Raw genomic sequence first — 22708 nt, forward strand, 5'->3', positions numbered from 1 at the left:
ATTACTCCTTGGGCTCAATCTGCTCGGGCCGCATGATGCGGATAATCCAGATCAAAAATCCGATAATGAAAAATGCACTGGGGGGGAGCAGCATCAGGCCATTGGACTCGTACCAGCCGCCATCCTTGACCAGGGTGAACAGGTGGATCCCAAACCAGCTTCCGGACCCAAAGAGCTCACGGATGCTGGCCACAACCATCAGGATCACCCCATAGCCAAGCCCGTTGCCTATCCCGTCCATGAAGGACATCAGCGGCGGGCTTTTCATCGCATACGCCTCGGCACGTCCCATCACGATACAGTTGGTGATGATAAGGCCCACAAACACCGAAAGCTGCTTGGACACATCGTAGGCATAGGCCCGCAAGATCTCATCAACCACGATAACCAGCGAGGCGATAATGGTCATCTGGGCGATGATCCGCACGCTGTTTGGGATCTGGTGGCGGATCAGCGAGATGAACAGGTTAGAAAAAGCACAGACTGCGATCACCGACAGGCTCATCACAAAGGCCGTTTCCACCTTACTGGTTACCGCCAGTGCCGAGCAGATCCCGAGGACCTGCAGAGCGATCGGGTTATTACCGATCACCGGGTTGAGCAGCACTCTTTTCAACGCGACTTCTTCAGCCATAGTTGATCTCTCCCTTGCGAACCTTCTCCAGGAAGGGTCCCCAGCCTTGAGGTCCCATCCAGAACTTAAAGGTATTTTCCACACCATCGGATGTCAGGGTCGCACCTGACAAAGCATCGATATCGTGAGCCGAACCCTTAGGTGCGTTTTTCATCACCCGCAGTACCAGATCGCCCTTGCTATCAAACAGGGTCTTACCCACCCACTGCGCCTTCCAGGCGGGATTTTCCACCTCGGCACCCAGCCCCGGAGTCTCCTCCTGCTGGTAATAGTTAAGCCCCATCACTGTATTGCCATCGGGCTTGAGGGCTAGCAGGGCATACATGGTAGACCAGAGCCCCTGGCCGTGGATTGGCAGAATAATCGCCTTGAGTTTGCCCTGATCATCCCGGGCCAGATACACGGGTGCCAGGTTGGCACGCCGGCCTATCTTGGCAACATCCTCAGCTGAGGGAACCTTGATACTGGTCTTGGGATCCTTGGCCGCAGATGTCTGACTATAGGTGCTGGCATCTCCGAAGACAAAGTCACCTGTGTTGAGATCTACCAGTTTAGCCACTATATGTTGCTGATAAGATTGCGCCACATTGTCCACGCTCAGACCAGCAACCTGCAGGATATTGATCTGCTTATCCAGTGCCTTATTCTCTTTTTGCAGCGGGCGCAGTCCAACCGCGGACAGTGAGACCACGATGGCACACACCAGGCACAGGGTGCCAATCACCACAAAAGTTCGAAGGACGGTCTCTTTTTTCTTATTGGCCACGGGCAATCCTCCGCTTGATATTGCGCTGGGTGACAAAATAATCAAACAGCGGGGCAAACAGGTTGGCAAACAAAATGGCCAGCATCATTCCCTCGGGGAATGCCGGATTGACCACCCGGATCAGCACCACCATCACACCGATGAGTACGCCATACCACCACTTCCCGGCATCGGTAAAGGAGGCCGAAACCGGATCGGTTGCCATATACATCATTCCAAAGGCAAAGCCCCCAGCACCAGGTGCCAATACCAGGGCATGGCAAACATGTTATTGGTATCTGAGCCGATGAGATTAAACAGGGTTGAGCAGGCAATCATGCCGATCATCACCCCCAGGACGATGCGCCAGGAGGCGATTCCCTGGTAGATAAGGAACAGTCCGCCCAGGATCAACAGCAGGGTTGAGACCTCTCCCATGGAGCCTGGCATGTTTCCGATGAAAGCATCCCACCAGCTGATCGGCTGCTGAGTCACAGTATGCAGCAGCGCGCTGTGCCCTCCCTCCTGCCACTGGCTGAGCGCTGTAGCGCCGGAGAAGCCATCCACCGCGGTCCACACGGTTGCACCCGAGATCTGCGCCGGATAGGCGAAGAACAGGAAGGCACGCCCGGCCAATGCCGGATTGAGGAAGTTCTTACCGGTTCCGCCAAACAGCTCCTTGGCCACCACTACCCGAAGGTGATCCCAAGGGCCGCCTGCCACAGTGGTAGTTCGGGCGGAACTATCAGGGCAAACAGGATCGAGGTCACAAAGAAGCCCTCGTTGACCTCATGGCGACGCACGATGGCAAACAACACTTCCCAGAAGCCACCGACCACAAACACTGTGATATAGATGGGGAGGAAGAAAATAGCACCGATCAGCGCCATGCTTCCCCAGCCGGCTCCCGGGCCAATCTCAGCCCCCAGGGCCTGAGCCAGCGAGTAGTGCCAGTGACTGCTGATAAAGCTCGCAAGCTGCGCAGGATCCGGATACATCTGACCCAGGGCGATGACTCCCTGGTGGCCGATGTTGTACCAGCCATAGATCATCGCCGGAAAGACCGAGAGCCAAACCATAATCATGGTCCGCTTGAGATCCATGCTGTCACGCACATGGGCGTCGGCACGGGTGACCTCTCCCGGTGTATAGAGTATGGTGGCCGCCGCTTCATAGAGCGCATAAAAGCGCTCAAAGCGGCCCCCCGGCTCGAAGTGGTGCTCGAGCTTATCCAAAACCTTTTTTAAACTCATCGTCACCCCTCTCGCTCAATCTTGGTCAGACAGTCCCGCAACACAGGTCCATATTCAATTTTGCAGGGACACACAAAGGTGCACAGTGCCAGATCCTCTTCATCCAGCTCCAGGCATCCCAGGCTCTGCGCACCATCCGTATCTCCGGACAACATGTCCCGCAGCAACAGGGTTGGCAGAATATCCAGCGGCATCACCTTCTCATAGCTGCCGATAGGCACCATGGAGCGCACACTGCCCCGGGTCGAGGAGGTGAGATTAAATTTACGCCCCTTGAAAAAATGTCCAAAAAACGAGCGGGTTAGGGAGAATCGGTTAGAGCCAGGAGCGATCCAGCCGAGCAGCTCTCGTTCGCGATCTTCGGCGATGACTGAGATCTGTTGATGATAACGCCCGAGGTAAGCTTCGGCCTCTTTGGCCTGCCGGCCACACAGGACCGAGCCGGAGATCACTCGCAGCTCTCCCTCGGCCAGCTCTCCGGCGGTGAGCTCTGTAGTCGATGCTCCAAGGCGAGTCCGAACCAGCCTTGGCTGATTCACACAAGGGCCAGCCAGCGAAATAATCCGCTCAGGATTGAGCTTTCCTGTGACAAACAGCTGCCCCAGGGCGATCACATCCTGATAATTGATATACCAGGCGGTCTTGTGAGCGCTGACCGGATCGATAAAGTGGATATGGGTCCCGGGCAGGCCACTGGGGTGGGGACCGGTGAACACATGCTCCTCAACATTAGACAGAGAGCTGTGAGGCAGACTTCGTTCATCCTTACAGACATGGACTTTGCCCTCGGTCAGTCGGCTTAACACCGCAATACCGTTGATAAAGTCATCACCATGCTCCTTGATAATGAGGGAGGCATCCGCCGCCAACGGATTGGAATCCATCGCGGTGACAAAGATCGCCCTTGGGGTTGCATCAATTGCTGGAACTTTACTGTAGGGACGGGTTCTCAGAGCGGACCAGATCCCAGAGCTTTGCATCTGCGAGCGAGCCTTGCTCTCATCAAGAGAGGCCAGCTCTGCAGGGGTGTAGGAATCAAACTCTAAGCCATCATCAGACTCATCCACCTCGATCACCACGGATAACAGCGCGCGCTGTGCGCCGCGATTGATCTCCAATACCTTTCCCGAAGCGGGTGCAGTAAAAATCACTCCCGGATTTCGTTTATCTTCAAACAGGGCTTGCCCCTGCCGGACAGTCTCCCCCTCTCTGACCCGCATCGTAGGACGCATCCCTATATAATCCGAGCCAAGCACTGCCACTTTTGAAATCTTCGGACCTTCGTGAACCACCTGCTCAGGCGCTCCCGAGATCGGAAGGTTTAACCCTTTTTTGATTGTAATCATGCTCACCTATCCACTGCCATGTCGTGGAAACGGGAAGGAGAGGCGACATGAGCCATTGGGACTCCTTTCCCGCTAAATACGCTAGTGCCAGTCAAGCCGCGACCAACGCTTAAATCCAAAGTATCTTATAATATCACCGGTCACGCAAAAGCATCCATGTGAAACCAGTCACATCATCCAATATTCGTTGGCGTTATCCTCAAAAAGTATGCCACTTTAGGCATCACTGAAACTTAGATCCCACACAGGAGGGGGTTCGGGGTGCACTCCCCTGACGCAACCACTCCTCCTGGGTATAGGTGTGCATCGCCAGGGCATGGATGATCCCGGCTAGTTCATCGGCCAGGATCTGATTGACCTGCTTATGCCGAGCCAGTAGCCGTTTACCAGCAAAGGCTTCTGAGACGATGATCACCTTAAAGTGACTCTCGGCATCCGCAGGTCCCCGATGCATATGGCTCTCATTGATCACCTCCAGGTGGGAGGGTGACAGGGCCTCAGTTAACTTTTGTTCGATCTGTTGCTGCACAGACATTATGATTCTCCGAGCTTCAATTGACACAATCCCTATTTTAGCCTGATTTAAGCGCCAATCTTGGGTAAACTAGCGACCAATTTTACCCAAGCATCCTTTGTTATGAAAACTCAATTCCTCTGCGCCAGCCTGGAGCTGGATCTGTATCGCTACCCCAAACGTTCCAAAGAGACTCTGCAGGCCTGGGACTCTGCCGATGAATATCTGCTGGAGGAGCTCAGCGGTTTTGAGTTACAACAGGGGCAACCACTGCTGGTTTACAATGATCAATTCGGTGCCCTCACCTGCTCTCTCATTGCACAAAATCACCCGGTGACCCAGGTCAGTGACTCCTGTATCAGTGACAGGGCAACCCAGGCTAATCTTGCAGAAAACCAACTCCCCACAGAGTCGTTAACCCAGCAGGATCCGCTGAGCCCCCTTAAAGAGGTTGCCCTGGTGTTGTTAAAGGTTCCTAAAAACCAATCCCTTCTCGAGTGGCAACTTGCCAATTTGCAGCAGCAACTGCCAGCGGGCACCCGGATTATCGCCGCCGGTAAGGCCAAAGAGATCCACACCTCGACCCTGAAACTCTTTGAAAAGTACTTAGGATCAACCCATACATCCCTGGCCAAGAAAAAGGCGCGGCTGATTTTCAGTGAAATTGCTGAAAAAGAGCCTTTGCCCTTGCCCTCGCCTGTGGTGTGGCCCCTTGAGAAGAGCTCCTATCAGATCAGTAACTATGCCAATGTTTTTTCCCGCAACCAGCTGGATATCGGGGCGCGCTTTTTTATCTCGCACCTTCCAACCGGCTGCCAGGGCGATATCATCGATCTAGGCTGTGGCAATGGAGTAGTCGGCCTGATGGCGTTAGAGAAAAACCCCGAGGCAAAAGTTATTTTTGTGGATGAGTCAAAGCTGGCGGTTGCCTCGGCACGCTTTAATATTGAAAAAAACCGTCCCCAGGATCTGTATCGTTGTGAATTCCACGTCAATAACTGTCTTGATGATTTTGCCAAGGGAGAGGCTTCGATTGTCTTATGTAATCCCCCCTTCCATCAGCAGCAAACGATCACCGATCATATCGCCCGTCAGATGTTCCGCGATGCCCGCCAAGCCCTGGCTCGCGGGGGAGAGCTGTGGGTCATAGGAAACCGCCATCTTGGCTATCATATTCAGCTCAAAAAACTCTTCGGGAACTGCCAAAATATCGCGGGAAATAAAAAATTCTCTATCCTGAAAGCGTTACGTTAGCGATCGCACAAGCAGCTTAAAAAAAAGCGTCTACACTTGTCGGTGAGAGGTGAGCCGAACTGTGCAGTTTCCCGGTTTTTGAGGCTGTCAGGATGGCCACTTTTCATGAAAATCAGTACACCTACGCAAAATGGATCTTTGCTCGCTCGCAGTTTGAGCGGTTTTCACAAGCCTTGGTAACGAGGCGCTGTATCGAAATGGACTTCAACTCCCTGTGGCTTTAGCCCGGGGCGCGGGTGCGTTGGTTTTCTCGCTCAGGCCTTTGGTGTTCTGTTTGTCTTTACAGGCCTTGGTGATTCATCATTTGGAGCCTTTAGGAGTTTTATCATGAAAATCAACGATTATATTGAGCATCACAGCCAGCAGCTTGCCTGCTTCGTCTTTGCCTTCCTTGCCCATGAAATCGCGTTTCGCGAATTGCACAACTTTACCTGGAGTGCACTGGCTGAGTGGACACCACTTTGTGACGAGGATAAGCAGCCCGAATCGGATCAGGAGCGTGTCTTCTGGCACCTGTTGTATGAGTTACATCAATGGGATGAGGGCCAGCTATCGCAAGACAAGTGGCTTCGCTTACAACTTTGGAACTGTGCCCTGTTTCTCAATGGCCAGGGTAGCTGCCCCGCATACTGTGTTGGGACACGTCCTTAAGCCTTGAAGTACAAGGAGTTCTCCTCCAAAATGGGGAACTTTTAAGCTTAAGGATCAGAGCCATTAAGTCATTATCTCCTTCCTGGACACGCGCTGTCTTTGTTTACTTCGACAGGCGTGTCCGTTTTATGTTCGCCCTCGGCTTCTCCTCGGGACTACCGCTCCTGCTGGTGTTTGGCACCCTATCCTTCTGGCTCAGAGAAGCCGGGGTGAGTCGTTCCGAGATCGGTTTTTTCAGCTGGGTGGTGCTGGCTTACGGGTTTAAATGGGTCTGGTCTCCCCTGGTGGATCGCCTGCATCTTCCCCTGCTGACCCGGTTACTGGGACGGCGCAGGGGCTGGATGCTGCTATCGCAGCTGATGATTATTCTTGCCCTGTGCGGAATGGCCCTGAGCGATCCGACCACCCATCTGATCTGGTTTGCCCTGTGTGCCCTGCTGGTTTCCTTCTCCTCGGCGACCCAGGATATAGTGATCGATGCGTTTCGTATTGAGTCCGGATCTGAAAAACTCCAGGCGGCGATGGCTGCCGCCTATATGGCTGGGTATCGACTGGCGATGATCCTCGCCGGGGCCGGAGCCCTGGCGATTGCCGCCTGGGCCGGAAGCAATATCGGCTATAACCTCCACGGCTGGCAGGTGGCCTACTTCTGTATGGCTGGCTTTATGCTGGTCGGTGTCGTCACCACTCTCATTGCCAGGGAGCCAAAGATCGAAGAGAGGGCGATTGAGCAGGAGGAGGTATCGGTTCGTAAAGATCTCTTGGAGAAGGGCTACGGCAGGGTGAGCTCGACGGCCCTCGCCTGGCTGCATGGAGCCCTCTATGAACCCTTTGCCGACTTTTTCCGCCGCTATGGCTGGAGTGCGCTGCTGATCCTGGCCCTCATCTCAACCTACCGGATCTCCGATATCGTGATGGGAGTGATGGCCTACCCCTTCTATGTGGATATGGGCTTTACCAAGGAGCAGATCGCAACCGTAACCAAGGTTTACGGGGTGATCATGATCCTGGTGGGGGCCGGCATCGGTGGGATCCTTATTAACAAGCTTGGCACCCTGAGGATTTTGCTGGCCGGAGCGATCCTGACCGCGGCAACCAACCTGCTGTATGCCTGGCTCTCCCATCTGGGCCCGAGTGTCCCCGTACTGACCCTGGTGATCTCTTTGGATAACCTTAGCCAGGGATTAGCCACGGCCGCATTCATCACCTATCTCTCTTCGCTCACCTCGGTCGCCTTCTCCGCGACCCAGTATGCGCTGTTCAGCTCGGTGATGGTGCTGTTTCCTAAATTTCTGGCAGGGTTTTCAGGGGTCTACGTGGATCATTTTGGCTACGCCTCGTTTTTTCATGGCACAGCGATGATCGGCGTCCCCGTGGTGCTACTGATCCTTTGGCTACAGCGAGTAAGGCCCGAAAATAAACCTGTGGTCTCGACATCAAGCCCAAACCTGTAGCATGTTAAATATGGAGAAATAAAGAAAATCGGGAGTAGGCCCAATGCTGATCAAACTCATCGAAACAGTGCGAATTGCTGGTGCCTGCCTCGGCATCTATTTCGCCTACCGACTGGGGATGGATTCCCCGGCACCCGCCCAGGCGGTGCTCCACATCATCAGCCCCTGGCTACTGGTCTCGATCGCCGGAATCTCCGGGGTCGAAGGGTTACTGTTTCCAAAGCTTGCGGCTAAAGAGAAAGGGTTTGAGCAGGGCAGTAACTACCAGAGGCAGTCGGCGATCGCCCTGCTCTCCTATGCAGCTATTGCTCTGCTGGTCTATTTTGCAGATCTGGGGACGGGAGCCGAAATCGCGATTGTTTCGGCATTTGCATTCTTTATCCTGTTCTCGGCGGTAAATCATGCCTGGCAGAGCATCGCTCACAAGAACTACCGATGGGCTAACCTCAACCGTCCGTTCCTGACAATCGGACTCCTGGCCGCACTCTGGTATCCGCTGCTCCACAGCCTATTACCCTATCTCAGATAAAGAAAAGGGGCGACTTACGTCGCCCCTTTGGTCCCTATTGCTCTGTCCCTGAACGCTCTTGCTCCCTGCAAGTCCCTGACTCATCCTATCCCTAAGATTTCCTCTTACCAGTCCTTTAGCGCGTCCTTGGTACTATCCCTGTTCACGAATTCCGCTTCGTGACCCATCTCCTTCCTGGAGGTGTCCTTTATCTCCTTCCTGGAGAGCTCCCTGTGACATCCTGTCACCGTCCTTAACCTTCCTGGTTGCGAGTCATCCTGTCCCGCCATCCATCCTTCCCCTACAACTATAAGGGGTTGACCAATTCAAACAAGCAACTATCTGATTAAAATATTTAGTAAGATATAACCTCAGGAAATAAATCACTATTTATCATTAACTTGTATTGAACTGAGCGAGATATCAATCGCGATTATAAATTAATCTCCCACCCCAGATATAGCTAATGTCTCACAAGAATAATGGCCAATGTCTCACGCGGCATCATTGAAAGAAAATTCATTTATCGATAATAAAAAAGCAGATGTGAGGATTATCACGTTTATTTATGCAGATTGCGTCATGAAAAGCCGTAGCAACAACTGTGGCTCTTTTCTTTAACATAAATTCAGCTTACCCTCTATGAGATACTCCCCCCAGAGCAACAACAGGGACTCATAGATGCAAAAGGCAATTTGCAACCTCATGTTGATCGCGGCAGGCTTTACTCTGCTCTTTGGATGTACCCCCGGCGGTAAACTCACCCAGGCTTCAAAAAACCCTCAGTGCTCGGCTGAGCTGATCCAGGCCCTCAAACTTTTCTCTGAGAAAAAGGGACTCCACTATCAGGTAAGCCCTTCCGATCCCGAAATCCTGTTCAACCAAGGGACACTGCAAAAAACCTATGGCCGTGATGGTAAAGAGATCACCAGCTACTTCGGGTTTGAGAAAGAGGGCAAGCAGTGCCGACTCAAGCTCTACAAGATGGCAACCTCGGGTCCGGGAGAAAGCACCTCATCCACCGGCGATTACGGAAGCGTCGGGCTTGAGAGCTGTAAATGTCAGTAATAGCGGCCCTGAGAGTGCCGCTCATCACCGTAAGCGTGCACTCCCCCTGATCTGCCGTCACTCGGCTGATATTTGTTATCCTGCGGATAGCCTTTTTGCAGCTTCGCTACATTATTGCCGGGGTGCCGGCAGCACATTACCGTTGGCACAAAGCTGTTGACCACTGGTCAGTCAAACCGACCGAATTTAGTAGAAGAATCAAGGGTGGTGAAAAGATGCTGGCCGTCGGAGCTGATCAGCACAGTCACATGCTTTGGGCCCCGGTGATAATCGATACGTCCAAAGTGATGAACACCATAGGTGTGCTTCGCCGTATTCAGCTCAGAAATGGTATAGGAGAGCACACCATCCCTGTCGCTGGCCTTGATCTGGTTATCATAGGCAAATAGAAAAATGGTATGGAAAACCTTCAGATAGAGCCCTTTAGCCTGCCAGTGATAGATCTGATCCTTGTACTCAAAGGCATTACTCACCTTGGCAAACCCGCCACGGCACTGCATGGAAAACGTATTTGTGGGATCGAGTGGGATCTGCTTCGCTCTGAGCTTCACCGAAAAATCACAGCCCTGGCTATCCACCACAAAGTAGAGCAGTGGCAACAGTAGGATCAGGGTAACCAGCGCCATTGCCAGCCACAGACGCCGAGACTTCAGCCAGGAGTTAATCTTAAGGAGTTTCACGGACAATCAACTTCCCGGAGCGTTTAAAAAGAAAAAGATCATGCTTGGCAAAGTTGGGATTCGCTTTAAGCTGCTGCTGGAAGTAGTGCTCTGCCTGACTCTGACTCATCCCCTCCCAACAAAGGGTCTGCGGGCCTATGGTCTTACAATCCACCTTGTGGGTTTGCACCAGTAACCAGAGGTACAGGCACAACACCAGCAGGGGGATGCCTATGAGCAGACTCAGCTTAACCCAGGCCATCGATGAGATTGAGCTTATTTCAGCAACGGTCGAGCTCTGAACTGGCTCAGGAGAAGGCTCACAGTGGGGGGCTCTACAACGTCTGGCTCTATATAGAGTCGATAGCCAACCCCTTTCACCGTAATAATTCGACTCGCATCATCACCAATCGCGGCCAGGGCCTTACGCAACTTGTTGATCGCAACATGCAACGAGTTATCGGTGACGACTCGATCCCGCCACACAGCTTCAAAGATGACCGCGCGCTCTACTACCTCCCCATCAGCCTCAAGCAGCAGCCTGAGTAGTGCCAGCTCACTGCCGCCAAGGGCGATGAGCTTGACGCCATCGGATGAGATGACTTCACCATCGACCAGATGAATACTCCCCTTAGGGAGCTTCAACTGATCCGGAAGACTTATTGAGGTAGGACTTGATTCCATCACAGGAGGGAGGGTGTCATCATGCCTTACAGACCTTGATCGCCTCGGCGCGGGCACGGATCCGCCGCTCCAGGGTATCGACCAGGGTATCATTGGCTAATCGTTCGCGGCGCTCGCCATTTTCATACAGTGCACTGCCACCGTTTGCTCCCGCCAGACCTATGTCAGAAGCCAAGGCCTCTCCGGGACCATTGACCACACAGCCGACGATACTGACATCCATGGGAGTGATAATATCCTCCAAACGCTCCTCAAGGGCGTTGACCGTGTTGATCACATCAAACTCCTGACGCGAACAACTTGGGCAGGCGATAAAGTTAATGCCGCGGCTACGAATGCCTAATGACTTGAGGATATCAAAACCAACCTTGATCTCCTCCACCGGGTCCGCGGCCAGGGAGACACGCAGGGTATCACCGATCCCTTCAGCAAGCAGCATTCCCAAACCCACCGCTGATTTCACCGCGCCGGAGCGAAAGCCTCCCGCCTCAGTGATCCCCAGGTGCAGGGGTTGCTCAATCTGGGTTGCCAGTTGACGATAGGCTCCGACCGCCATAAACACATCCGATGCCTTGACGCTGATCTTGAAGTTATCAAAATTAAGCCGGTCTAAAATCTCAACATGGCGCATCGCAGACTCAACGAGGGCCTCGGGAGTTGGCTCGTGATATTTCTGCATCAACTCTTTTTCCAAGGAGCCGCCATTGACCCCGATCCGGATCGGAATATTCTTATCCCGCGCACAATCAACCACGGCACGCACCCGATCTTCTTTGCCAATATTTCCCGGGTTGATCCGCAGGCAATCCACGCCATATTCGGCAACCTTGAGGGCGATCCGGTAGTCAAAGTGGATATCCGCCACCAGAGGGACCTTGACCTGTTGCTTGATCTGACGAAACGCCTCGGCCGCTTCCATAGTGGGTACCGAAACCCGGACAATATCCGCCCCGACCTTCTCCAAAGAGCGGATTTGCGCCACAGTCGCTTCCACATCCACGGTACGGGTATTGGTCATGCTCTGTACCGAAATCGGTGCATCGCCTCCAACAGGAACATCTCCGACCCAGATCTTCTTAGACTGACGGCGCTTAATCGGTGATTGATGATGGGCCATATTACTGCTGCTCCGGAACAATTAGTTTTGCAATACTGTTTTTAAATGCATCGAGACTCACGTGTTTACCCTGATAACTCACGTCTACCAGCTGAGGTGCCCCAAGGATCAGGTGGAATGGCGGCTGTCCTTCCAGCTCCAGGGTATCCCCCTGTTTTTTGATCCCGACCACCAGCTGTTTGCCTGTGCCATCGGTGACCTTCACCCAACAGTCGCCACGAAAGCTTAACACTAATCCTTGCTGCTGGTTTTGTGTCTCTGCGGCAGCTGACTCGGTTGCCGCAGTTGAGGTCTCTGTGGGAGATACATGGGTCGAAGAGGATTCATCTGCCACTGATGGTGTTGAATGAGTGTCCACACTGGCCGGGCTCTGCTCCTGGGATCCCGCAGGGGATACGGCCGGCTCTGAGGCTGGCTGCGCCGGAGTTGTTGCGCTCTGGGTAGCTGTTGCTGGCTGTGGAACAGGCTCCACACTACTTTTTGTCATCGACTCCTGCCACCACCAGGCGATCAGCAAAATGATCAGCACCAGGATGATCAATCGGGTCACCCACTTGAGCCGTGAGTCACTCGCCTCTTTGTGGGTGCGTTTAGAGAAGCTGTGCATCCCGGTTTGAGCCTTCCCGGTTCCCAGCTGCTCATAGGAAGCCAGAACCTGTGCCTCCTCAATTCCAAGCAGCTTACAGTAGGATCTCAGATAGCCACGGATAAAGGTCTCGGCCATATGCGCAGGAAAATGATCCTGCTCAATATCCTGGACCAAAGTGAGCCGCAGGTTCAACCGTGAGGCAACCTGTTCCTGGCTCATCATCTGTTGCTCGCGTGCCTCGCGCAGCAAGCGTCCGGGACTGATCGCGAGTTGCTCGCCAATGTCGGCCTCGGTTTCTTGGATCTGTTCAGGATGTTCGCTCTTAATACTCATTCGCAATGTACTTTTTAGCTTGAATCGATTGAGGATATTTACGCATCAGCTCGGCACCATACTTATGGACTCCCGCCGGATGGTCATCCGCCTCTTCCAGCTTCACCCACAGCCATAAGCTATCGGCAGTGGCTAAGTTGTCTTTACCATAGCGTGCCAGGTAGCCCCGGGCCGAAGCCAGATCCTTTTGCTGCAATGAGATATCGGCCAGTCCCAACAAAATCGTGGGGTTTGATGGCTCATATCCAAGTGCACGTCTGTAATAATCTTTCGCTTGTGGGGTATCTCCCGCACTCTGAGCACAAACGGCAGCATTTTCGTAGGTGCTGGCAACCTTGATGTAGCCAGGCACCGCCACCGCTCGCAAAAACATCTTCTGCGCTTTAGCATAGTGTTTCTCGGAGCAAAGGAAGGTCCCGTAGTTGTTAAGGATATCAGGATTGTTGGGCGCCATGCCAAGGGCTTTTTGATAAGAGGCGTCAGCCTGTGACATCTCTCCGACGCTTTGGTGGAAATAAGCGATGGCGGCATAGATCATCGGATTACGAGGATCATAGCTCAGAGCCTTCTCAAGATTGTATTTCGCCTGAACTGCATCTCCCTGCTGCAGATACTGCAGCCCGAGATCCAGGCGATTCTTGGCCGCATTCTTCGGCTCAAAGGTCTGAACCGTATGAGTCTGCTTATTATCGACATAGGTCGTCTCCTGAACACAGCCCGCCAGCAGAAGCGCTACCATCCCTATGCTCAGGAGTTGTAATCCTCTTTCCATTCCCTAGCCATCAGATTAAATTAGGATTCACAGATTTTGACGGAAATCGCTTCGTTCTGCATCCGTTTTTTGATGACTCGCTTGGTTCTGTCGATTACGTCACCAACCAGCTGTCCACAGGCGGCATCAATATCATCGCCACGGGTCTTGCGCACTATGACGGTGTAGCCATACTCCATCAATACCTTGCTGAAGCGGTCGACCCGGCTGTTACTGGGCTTACCAAAAGGGCTGCCCGGGTAGGGATTAAAGGGAATGAGGTTAATCTTACAGGGGGTGTTCTTCAACAGACGCGCCAACTCGCGGGCATCATCCATATCATCATTGATGTGATCGAGCAATACATATTCGATAGTGACCTTGCCCTGGTTGGCATTGGACTTCTGAACATAGCGGTGAATGCCATCCAGCAGCTCCCGAATGTTGTACTTATCGTTGATCGGCATGATCTCGCTGCGAAGCTTATCATTGGGAGCATGCAGCGAAACCGCCAGCGCAACATCAATCTGATCGCCCAGCTTATCCAGGGCGGGTACCACTCCGGATGTAGACAGAGTTACCCGACGTTTGGAGAGCCCAAAGCCATAATCATCCAGCATCAGCCCCATTGCCGGCACCACATTATTAAGGTTCAGCAACGGCTCTCCCATCCCCATCATCACCACATTGGTGATGGGGCGCTGGCCGGTCTCGCCCTTAAAGCCAATCGACTTGGACGCCCGCCATACCTGACCGATGATCTCAGAAACCCGTAGGTTACGGTTAAAACCCTGCTGAGCCGTAGAGCAGAAATGACACTCAAGGGCACAGCCGACCTGAGAGGAGACACACAGGGTCGCGCGGTCTTCATCCGGGATATAAACAGTCTCAACTTCCTGATCGCCAACCTGCAGGGCCCACTTGATGGTGCCGTCACTGGAGCGCTGCTCACGGGCGATCTCAGGCGCACGGATCTCGCAGCGCTGCTGCAACTTGGCACGCAGCACCTTATTGATGTTGGTCATTTCGTCGAAGTTGTCACAACCAAAATGGTAGATCCACTTCATTAACTGATCGGCACGAAAGGGTTTCTCACCCAGATCAGCCATCAGCTGACGCATCCCATTCCGATCAAGATCTAGCAGATTGATTTTAGTTTCACTCATTGTTGCCCCAACTTTTGACAGCCATACATCGCTAAACAGCGCCGAATTGTACAAATTTTGACTAGTGCTTTCCAGCAAAGGCAGTGATTTTGCTAAAGATAGGTGGGTAAATGCAATCCTTTCTCGTCATTTGACACCAAAAAATCCCGATTGGCGAAGAATTCAGTCCGGGATCGAGAGTAGATGAGCTCATAGCGTATTGCATTTGAGTCTTCCTTTTGTCACAGTAGCGCGAAATTGGCTCCTTCTGAGCCCTAAGTTACTCAGGCCCCTGTGAGAGCTCCTCTTCATGGCAAATTTTCATACCCATGCCAGCGTTGCTATCGGTTGCAGCGCGATTGCTGCCGCCGCCCTGCATACCGCAGGGATTATCCATTCCCAGTTCACCATGCCACTCATCCTGTTTGGCTCGATTGGCGGCCTGCTGCCGGATGTGGATTCAGATCACTCGACCTCGATCCGGGTGATCTTCAACCTGCTCTCCATTATCGGGGCCACCGCCACCATGATGCTGGTCGGCCGGGACTATGGGATTGTGCCTGGGATCGGCGCCGGGGCCTGCTTCTTTGTCATCGCCCGCTATATCATCTTTTATCTCTTTACCAAGGCAACCCGGCATCGCGGGATCTTTCACTCTCTGCCGATGGGAGTGATCTGTGGTCTGGTGACCGCCAGCGTCTCCTGGCACCTGCTGCGTTACAGTGCGCCCAATGCCTGGCTGGCGGGACTCTTTGTCAGTGGAGGATTTCTGGTGCACCTGCTGCTTGATGAGATCTATAGTGTCGATCTCTCGGGTGGACGGCTTAAAAGCTCATTTCTGAGCGCCTGCAAACTGATGAGTCGTGATAGCTGGCTGTTGTATGTCGGCCTTTACCTGCTGATCGGGATATTGCTGATCCCGGCCCCTCCCCTGACCATCTTGCGTGAGCAGATCCTGACGGCCCAGCTTGCCCAAACCCTGTGGGCACATAGGTGGTAATCATTCATGAGCTATTTTGGTTGGCTACATTACCTATCGGCCCAGTCACATCTCCTAACCTGAAGAATATGTACCTTTGATATCCCCAATAAAGGTGGTATCTCAGCCATCATGGGAATAGCCTGTAAGCCCGAATCGCTCCCAGTTTGCTATCCTGCCCCTCGTTTCCCTGCTTTGAGTGACCCCTGTTGCAGAAGGCTGTCGATATTGAAACCAGCGCATCTAAAATATGAGCCGTCTCCCTGGAAAAACATAACCCCAAGGATCAGATTTGTCTCAGCTAATCCGAGTAGTAATCACAAAGACTTTGGCTATTATCTTATTCCCATCCGAGAGGGATGAAGATTTTCTTAAGGGATTTCATAAGCACTCAAATGAGCCTAAATGCCTATCCTCTAAATAAAGGACTCATAAGAGTTTGTGAGTAGTTAATAAATCGATGGATGAAAATCAATACCAACTCGATATTTAAATACATTAACCTAACAACTCACAACAATCATTAGGCATTTGAGGTGATTGATAAAGTACCACCCTGTTTATCACGAAACGCAATTTAGATAGTAGTCGCACATTACTTATATAAAAAACCGACACTCTAGCACAATCCAGCAATCAAAAAACAAAAAGCACGACCATTATTAAAATGGTCGTTAATTGTTAAATTAAAAGCAAGGACAAAAATATAACCATTTTCAGCCGATAATCTATATGAATTAATTTCTTGATCTAACTTTATCCTTAAGTATAATCCGCTCCACTTCAGAACCTCTGCTATAAATAACAAAAAATTGGACTTGCTTGTTGTTTACACCTATCGGAAAGACTGTTTTTTATTGATTTTCGGTAAGGCTTGTTGTCTGTTGTTGATGTCTGGATCTATTCTTCACTAACGCACTGAAAATCCAAGTCAGTTATGAGTAATTTCTCCAATAGAACTTTATAGTTTGGTTAGGCTAAATAACTCCTCCAAATAGCAGATCACTTGGAGCTGTTGCTGAGGTTTTCTCAGGCAGACTCTTTGTGTCAGGGATGATGCGGTTGAACTTCCATGGGTAAGTTGCTCTCAAAGCAGCGCACGCAAAGCAGGGATTCTCGTGGATAAGAAATGGATTCACTGTGGGTCTGCTGGTGCATTTCGATAGATGTAGCAGTATTAGGCTCAGCTATTTAGCTGAGAGCAATCTCCTTGAAGGCGTATAGCCAGAGAGGGAGGACAGTAAAGTCAGGACATTATTATATGTTGAAATCACTCTGAGTTATGAATGACTTTAATATATTAATTTTTATTATATTTAATATCCCATGCTCCATATGGAGACATGATTTAAATGAGCTATTTAATTCTCTGTTTATCCATGCTCTGCCTATTCGGGAGCTTTAATCTTAGCTTATTCGCCAACTGAATAGTTTTTCATTACCCGATTGAGACTATTTGTATCGAATTGATTTTTATCAGGCAACATCCATATGAATCATCTAGTGAAATTAAACAACACCTCACAGCACTTAACTATTTGTGACCCAGTTGTAATCTTCCAAAAACAAGTAACACTATATCCTAAAGCTATAGCAACTATCTTTAGAGATCGAGAGCTAACCTATCAACAGCTCGATCGACTCTCTGATAATGTTGCATACCATCTGCAAAAAACATTTGGAAAAAATAAACTGAAGCAGCAAAATATTGCACTCTCTATTGAGCGTAGCGATATGATGGTAATTTTGATCCTAGGTATCCTAAAAGTTGGCGCAAGCTACGTTCCACTCGATCCGACTCATCCAGATAAAAGGCTAAGCTATGTACTCAAAGACAGCTCAGCTTTGTTACTGATTACCGAAAGGGCTCAAAAAAATCGCCAAACAATCTGCCCGGAACTATATTTGGATGACATAGACTTCAAGGCACAGCTGGATAAATTCCCGCTATCTGATATCACAGAAAACGCCATTGCATACATTATGTACACTTCAGGATCAACCGGGCAGCCTAAAGGGGTTCGGGTTACGAAAACCGGAATTAATCGTCTTGTTCTGAATACCAACCATGTTCAAGTTACTAGAAGCTCTGTTGTCTCTCAGGTGGGCAATTCTGCTTTCGATGCGTCTGTTTATGAGATCTGGAGCGCTCTTCTTAATGGCGCTAAATTAGTCATCCTTCCTTACGAAACCGTTATCGATAGCCAAGCTCTGCAGTTGGCACTGACACGATATAAGGTCACCGACACCTTGCTGACCGTCGCCTTATTTAATCAACTTGCAGCTGAAAATCCTAACGCATTTGGCACAGTTACTAATCTTCTGGTGGGTGGAGATGCCCTCAGCTCAAAGAGTATCCTCTGTGTATTAAGAGCTGATAATCCACCTAAAAAGATTTGGAACGCTTACGGACCAACTGAGAATGCAGTTATCACAACCATGCATCTAATCACTGAAGATGATTGTCAACGCAAATCAATCCCCATCGGCCGTCCCGTATCTAATACCACATGTTATGTACTTAATAAACAGCTGCACCCTGTTGCTATAGGTGAGGCTGGAGAGCTTTATACCAGTGGCTATGGACTCGCTGAAGGCTATCTGAATAAGCCAGAAAAAACTGCAGAAGCCTTTGTTTCCAATCCATTTTATACTGACCCGAGAGTTCGTAACGAAACTCCTGCCACCGAGATCATGTATAAAACAGGTGATCGGGTTCGCTGGCTGGAGAATGGAACCCTTGAATTCATAGGTCGTGTCGACAACCAGGTAAAAATTCGTGGTTTTCGACTGGAGCTTGGTGAAGTCGAGTCCCGCCTCACTCAGCTTGAGAGTGTGGAGCAAGCTGTGGTTATTGCCCGTCCCCATCAGGGTCAAAAACAATTGATAGCCTACTGTGTAAGCTCTGCACCTCAAAGTAAGATCCTCGAAGAGTTCCGCTCACAGGTTCCCGCATATATGATTCCATCCCATCTCGTGGTGATGGAAAGCTTCCCGCTTACCAGCAACGGGAAAGTTGATAAGCGTCAGTTACCCGAGCCTATGCACAGCATCACTACTCAGGAAGTGATTGCACCAAGAAACCTGGCCGAAGCCAAGCTAGTCGATATCTGGAAGGAGCTACTCCCCGACCTCAACGAGATTAGCGTCGAAGATCATTTCTTTGAGATTGGCGGACACTCCCTACTGGTGATCAAAATGCTGCAAAAAATTCAAGAGAGATCCGGTAAAAAACTGGAAGTCGGTGACGTATTTAAAGCACCCCGTCTTAGTGAATTAGCCCGGGTTCTCGATGGTGAGGTACATCAGAATGATCTTGAGGTGCAGGCCCTGTTTGAAAAGGATCAATGGCTCAACCTAAATAAACCATTTATCTCCAGCCCCTCGGTCAAGCTAAAAAATGTTCTGCTGACCGGAGCAACAGGATTCCTTGGTGCCCACCTTCTATATGAACTGCTGAGATTTCAACCAGATACCACCGTTTATTGCCTGGTACGAGGCAATGATAGTGATTCTGCAATTCATAAGTTGCAGCAAACATGTGAGAAGTACAGGCTTAAGATCGATCCGACCCGGCTTAAAGTGCTATGTGGAGATCTGAATAAGCCCAAGCTAGGGCTGGAGCAACTCACCTGGGATGAGCTGAGTAACGATCTCGATGGCATTATCCACTGTGGTGCCTGGGTTAACCACCTTCATAGTTATGAGACCCTGCGTAGTGCTAATGTCTTAAGTACTCTGGACATGCTGGAGCTATGCCAGCAAGGTAAAGCAAAACAGATGTTCTACGTATCCAGCATCGCATCCGCACCTATGGGAGACTCAGGGATCCAGGAAAAAACCGTTGCCCAAAACCCCAATGAGGAAAATGGCTATCTGCAAAATGGCTATGTCCAATCCAAGTGGGTTTGTGAACGGCTGATGGAGCAAGCTTTCGAAAGAGGCTTGTACGGCACCACGTTCCGAATGGGTAATATCACAGGCTGTACCCGCCATGGAGCCTCAAATGCAGAGATCAATCATATCCTGAATCTAATCAAGGGCTGCTTGCAGATGGGAACTGCTCCGGACTGGACAGAACACAACCTGGATATCAGTCCCGCTGATTTGTTGGCATCACTTTTGGTTCAGAGTGCTCTGCAATTCAGGCATCCAAATGAAATTGTCAACCTTAGTAATCTTGGGTTTATAGGCTGGCGAGAAAAGCTTGAATACTTCAGCAAAAAAGGACATCCACTGAAATTTGTCTGCCCCAATGAGTGGGCTAAACACTGGGTTCCAAAGGTCTGTGACGATAATGCCCTTTATCCCTTCAAGTCTTTCTATCTTGAGCCTCAACAGCACCAAGAGGTCGAAGTTGAACGAGATTTTGTAGAGCAATCGAATCTAACATTTGATATAGAGGCTCTGTTAGAGACCTACTACCAGTTCTGGGTAGAAAGCGGCTTTATTTCAAAGAATCAGGCAGCATTGCTTTTGGATTAGTTCTGAGAACGCGATCCATTAACAACGCAAGGGGCACAACTTAAGTTGAGCTCCTCTGTTTAAGTTAACCACTGAGTTTAAAACAGATCCAACTGCTGGCCTGTCAGACGCTCAAAGTCCTGACCAATGAAGGGGAGAATCGCATCGGCAATTGGCTGGAGTTGCTTCTCGATATAGTGCTGATAGTCGAGCGGTGAATGTTGATACTCCACAGGCTCAGGGCCGCTGAGGGTGATCACATAAGCGATACTCCCCTTGCGCTGATAACGCAGGGGTAATCCCCTTTTGGCGTTCTCCTCATCGGCCAGCCGCGCCGCTTTCACATGGGGTGGCGTGCTCTTTTGATATTCGGCCAGGGGCTGGCGTAATCGCTTGTGATACACCAGCAGTTCATCCAGCTCCCCATCCCGGGTCTTCTGTACCATCTGCTGAACATAGGCCCCCGGATCCTGATCAAAGAATATCAGCTCATACAACCGGCTCTGAAATACCTTCGCCAACTCGGTCCAGTCGGTACGCACCGTCTCAAGCCCTTTAAACACCAGCTGCTCTTTTCCCTGGTTGAGAACAACTCCGGCATAGCGTTTCTTGCTGCCCTTATCCGTGCCGCGGATGGTCGGCATCAGAAAACGCTGATAGTGGGTCTCATATTCGAGCTCCAGGCAGGAGCTCAGAGCAAACTCGGTTTTAAGCTTTTGCTGCCAGCTTTGGTTGATCCACTGAGCAAGCTCTGAGCCAATGCTATCGGCTTGATCTCCCTGGTCCTTATCAATCAAGACGAACAGCGAGTCGGTGTCCCCGTAGATCACCTGATATCCCTGCTGCTCGATCCACTCCCGGGTGGTTTGCATGATCCAGTGGCCCCGCAGGGTAATCGAAGAGGCAAGCCTTGGATCATAGAAGCGACAGCCTCCCGAGCCCAGAACCCCATAAAAAGAGTTCATGATGATTTTTATCGCCTGAGACAGGGCCTTATTCTTGTCTGCTTTTGCCCTGTCTCGCGCAGCCCACAGGGTCTCGATAAGTCCCGGGAGATAGTGACGCTCTCTGGAAAACAGCGCTCCCCGATAGCCCTCAATGGCATCTTCGGGGTGCTTTAACCCCTCGATCAATCCCATGGGATCGATCTGAAAGGTGCGGATGATACTGGGATAGAGGCTCTTAAAATCCAGCACCAGCACGTGGCGATATAAGCCGGGCTGAGAGTTCATCACATAGCCGCCGGGACTTGCCAGCCCTCCCCCTTCAGGCAGGTTTGGGGCAACGTAGCCCCCCGATGGAGTCTCGGAAGATATAGGTTACTAAACGCCGCCACCGAGCCACCAGCCCGGTCCATTTCCAGCCCGGTCAGTGACGCACGCTCAATGGCAAAATCGATAAGCTCACAGTGCTCAAAGATCTCCCAGACCAGTCGACAATCCTCAAGGTTATAGCGTGCCAGAGCGATTTTATCCTGATTGAAAAGATCGGTTATTTTCTGGCCACGATTGGCCACATCCTCAATATCCTTGCCGCGCCCTAAAAGCTCCTGGGCAACACTCTCCAAGCTAAAGCAGGCAAAACTCCAGGTTGCGCTCTTAAGTGTTGCAATCCCATCGAGCACCACACGTCCGGGCATACTGATGGCGCCTGTTCCGGGTTCGCCGCGAAACGCCCTCCAGCTAACCCTTGCCCCGCCTCGTCCAAGACACAATGCCACCCGATGCAGAGCCGCACGCTCCACCAACAGCTTGAAGTCAAAGTTAATGACGTTCCAGCCTAACACCAGATCAGGATCATAGCGCTCGAACCAAGCGAGCAAGGCGAGCAGCAACTCTTTCTCATCAGCGACCCACTGAATATGGCAGCCATCACAGCTCTCTTGAGCCGAGCCAATCATCAGCACTCGCTGGTCTAGTTCACTGAATAAACCGATAGAGTAGAGCTCCCCGGACATAGAACACTCGATATCCAGAGAAACCCAGGAAAGATTTGGACGGTAATCGCTGGCTGTGCAACGAGGCTCAGATACCTCAAGATAGCCAGTTCGCTGCTGACAAAACCCCTCAAAAGAGACCGCAGATGTGATAAAGCGCTCCATCAAAAAGCGCTCACTGAGATGAATGTCGGCCTCAAGATGCTCAATTGCGTTGGCATCAAGCAGATCCCGCGCCTGATAAAAGAGAGCTATAGATGGAAAGTAGCAGCCGACAACCGGCTCATCATCGAAAGTCTTGAGAGTGAGCCTTCTGAATCTCCCCTGCCAGTTTTGCTGGCGAAATAACCGGGCAACTGTATCCAGATCGCTCGCCCGGATAAAAAACAGAGGCTCCTGCCCCTTGATGGTTAACCGGGCAGGCCCCTGATCGGTCTTCACCCACAGTACAAGCTCGGCTTTGCCATCACGATCCCAGCTATGGCGGGTTAACAGAAAACCTTGCTGGTTTGATTGTGATGATATGTTCACTATGAGCTTCCCCAATGGTTGAAAGAGCAAAGCCCCTTACTCGAAATTCCATGCTCCCGGTCTTTTCGGGCTGGATTTATTAGGCAAGGAGAC

General features: G+C 51.1%; 18 protein-coding genes and 2 pseudogenes. 7 read left to right on the top strand and 13 right to left on the bottom strand.

The window, feature by feature from the left end; all coding sequences use genetic code 11:
• Nucleotide 1: 1 nt before the first annotated feature.
• The 5 genes and pseudogenes from DB847_RS15720 to DB847_RS15740 form a co-directional block, all read right to left on the bottom strand.
• Nucleotides 2-634 carry an NADH:ubiquinone reductase (Na(+)-transporting) subunit D gene (locus DB847_RS15720; protein ID WP_108651547.1) on the bottom strand — a complete coding sequence of 211 codons (633 nt, stop codon included), beginning with the start codon at nt 632-634 and terminating at the stop codon, nt 2-4.
• The gene (locus DB847_RS15725) at nt 627-1400 is read right to left on the bottom strand and encodes a Na(+)-translocating NADH-quinone reductase subunit C (RefSeq protein WP_108651548.1); all 774 of its coding nucleotides are present in this window, start codon (nt 1398-1400) and stop codon (nt 627-629) included. Before DB847_RS15725 ends, DB847_RS15720 begins: the two co-directional genes overlap by 8 nt.
• A pseudogene (locus DB847_RS15730) lies at nt 1390-2632 on the bottom strand (NADH:ubiquinone reductase (Na(+)-transporting) subunit B). Before DB847_RS15730 ends, DB847_RS15725 begins: the two are co-directional and overlap by 11 nt.
• 2 nt (nt 2633-2634) lie before the next feature.
• Nucleotides 2635-3978 (bottom strand): Na(+)-translocating NADH-quinone reductase subunit A, encoded by a 1344-nt coding sequence (locus tag DB847_RS15735; protein WP_108651549.1) that lies wholly within the window; start codon nt 3976-3978, stop codon nt 2635-2637.
• 223 nt (nt 3979-4201) lie between these two features.
• Nucleotides 4202-4513 carry a BolA family protein gene (locus DB847_RS15740; protein ID WP_108651550.1) on the bottom strand — a complete coding sequence of 104 codons (312 nt, stop codon included), beginning with the start codon at nt 4511-4513 and terminating at the stop codon, nt 4202-4204.
• A gap of 102 nt (nt 4514-4615) precedes the next feature.
• Here DB847_RS15740 and DB847_RS15745 point away from each other — a divergent pair, with 102 nt between their 5' ends.
• From DB847_RS15745 to DB847_RS15765, 5 genes are all read left to right on the top strand, one after another.
• The gene (locus tag DB847_RS15745) at nt 4616-5746 is read left to right on the top strand and encodes a methyltransferase (RefSeq protein ID WP_108651551.1); all 1131 of its coding nucleotides are present in this window, start codon (nt 4616-4618) and stop codon (nt 5744-5746) included.
• A 327-nt stretch (nt 5747-6073) separates the two neighbouring features.
• A complete protein-coding gene (locus tag DB847_RS15750; protein ID WP_108651552.1) occupies nt 6074-6397 on the top strand; it encodes a hypothetical protein in 324 nt (107 codons plus the stop codon).
• Between the two features lie 128 nt (nt 6398-6525).
• The gene (locus DB847_RS15755) at nt 6526-7851 is read left to right on the top strand and encodes an AmpG family muropeptide MFS transporter (protein ID WP_108651553.1); all 1326 of its coding nucleotides are present in this window, start codon (nt 6526-6528) and stop codon (nt 7849-7851) included.
• Between the two features lie 43 nt (nt 7852-7894).
• Nucleotides 7895-8380 carry a DUF6790 family protein gene (locus tag DB847_RS15760; protein ID WP_108651554.1) on the top strand — a complete coding sequence of 162 codons (486 nt, stop codon included), beginning with the start codon at nt 7895-7897 and terminating at the stop codon, nt 8378-8380.
• A 660-nt stretch (nt 8381-9040) separates the two neighbouring features.
• Nucleotides 9041-9427, top strand: a complete 387-nt coding sequence (locus DB847_RS15765) for a hypothetical protein (protein ID WP_108651555.1) — start codon at nt 9041-9043, stop codon at nt 9425-9427.
• 167 nt (nt 9428-9594) lie between these two features.
• Here DB847_RS15765 and DB847_RS15770 read toward each other — a convergent pair whose 3' ends face one another.
• From DB847_RS15770 to DB847_RS15800, 7 genes are read right to left on the bottom strand one after another with little or no spacing between them, the layout of a single operon-like run.
• Nucleotides 9595-10113 (bottom strand): hypothetical protein, encoded by a 519-nt coding sequence (locus DB847_RS15770; protein WP_159084669.1) that lies wholly within the window; start codon nt 10111-10113, stop codon nt 9595-9597.
• Complete coding sequence (locus DB847_RS15775; protein WP_108651557.1) at nt 10094-10348, bottom strand: hypothetical protein; 255 nt, start codon at nt 10346-10348, stop codon at nt 10094-10096. Before DB847_RS15775 ends, DB847_RS15770 begins: the two co-directional genes overlap by 20 nt.
• Nucleotides 10349-10362: 14 nt before the next feature.
• Nucleotides 10363-10770: a winged helix-turn-helix domain-containing protein gene (locus DB847_RS15780; RefSeq protein ID WP_234418630.1), complete on the bottom strand. Its 408-nt coding sequence runs from the start codon at nt 10768-10770 to the stop codon at nt 10363-10365.
• A gap of 19 nt (nt 10771-10789) precedes the next feature.
• Nucleotides 10790-11887 carry a flavodoxin-dependent (E)-4-hydroxy-3-methylbut-2-enyl-diphosphate synthase gene (gene ispG / locus DB847_RS15785; protein ID WP_108651559.1) on the bottom strand — a complete coding sequence of 366 codons (1098 nt, stop codon included), beginning with the start codon at nt 11885-11887 and terminating at the stop codon, nt 10790-10792.
• A 1-nt stretch (nt 11888) separates the two neighbouring features.
• A complete protein-coding gene (locus DB847_RS15790) occupies nt 11889-12809 on the bottom strand; it encodes a RodZ domain-containing protein (protein WP_108651560.1) in 921 nt (306 codons plus the stop codon).
• Nucleotides 12799-13581 (bottom strand): type IV pilus biogenesis/stability protein PilW, encoded by a 783-nt coding sequence (gene pilW, locus DB847_RS15795; protein ID WP_108651561.1) that lies wholly within the window; start codon nt 13579-13581, stop codon nt 12799-12801. The genes DB847_RS15790 and pilW overlap by 11 nt, the downstream gene beginning before the upstream one ends.
• Before the next feature lie 20 nt (nt 13582-13601).
• On the bottom strand, nt 13602-14726 hold the full coding sequence (locus DB847_RS15800) for a bifunctional tRNA (adenosine(37)-C2)-methyltransferase TrmG/ribosomal RNA large subunit methyltransferase RlmN (RefSeq protein ID WP_108651562.1): 1125 nt from the start codon (nt 14724-14726) through the stop codon (nt 13602-13604).
• A gap of 289 nt (nt 14727-15015) precedes the next feature.
• Between DB847_RS15800 and DB847_RS15805 the strand changes: the two genes are divergently transcribed.
• Together DB847_RS15805 and DB847_RS15810 are read left to right on the top strand one after the other, a co-directional pair.
• The gene (locus DB847_RS15805; RefSeq protein ID WP_108651563.1) at nt 15016-15705 is read left to right on the top strand and encodes a metal-dependent hydrolase; all 690 of its coding nucleotides are present in this window, start codon (nt 15016-15018) and stop codon (nt 15703-15705) included.
• Nucleotides 15706-17175: 1470 nt separating this feature from the next.
• The gene (locus tag DB847_RS15810) at nt 17176-20169 is read left to right on the top strand and encodes a non-ribosomal peptide synthetase family protein (RefSeq protein WP_108651564.1); all 2994 of its coding nucleotides are present in this window, start codon (nt 17176-17178) and stop codon (nt 20167-20169) included.
• A 77-nt stretch (nt 20170-20246) separates the two neighbouring features.
• Here the strand turns inward: DB847_RS15810 and DB847_RS15815 are convergent.
• A pseudogene (locus DB847_RS15815) lies at nt 20247-22615 on the bottom strand (DNA polymerase II).
• Nucleotides 22616-22708 lie beyond the last annotated feature (93 nt).

Origin of the sequence: Dongshaea marina, assembly GCF_003072645.1 — a bacterium.
GTDB classification, from domain to species: domain Bacteria; phylum Pseudomonadota; class Gammaproteobacteria; order Enterobacterales; family Aeromonadaceae; genus Dongshaea; species Dongshaea marina.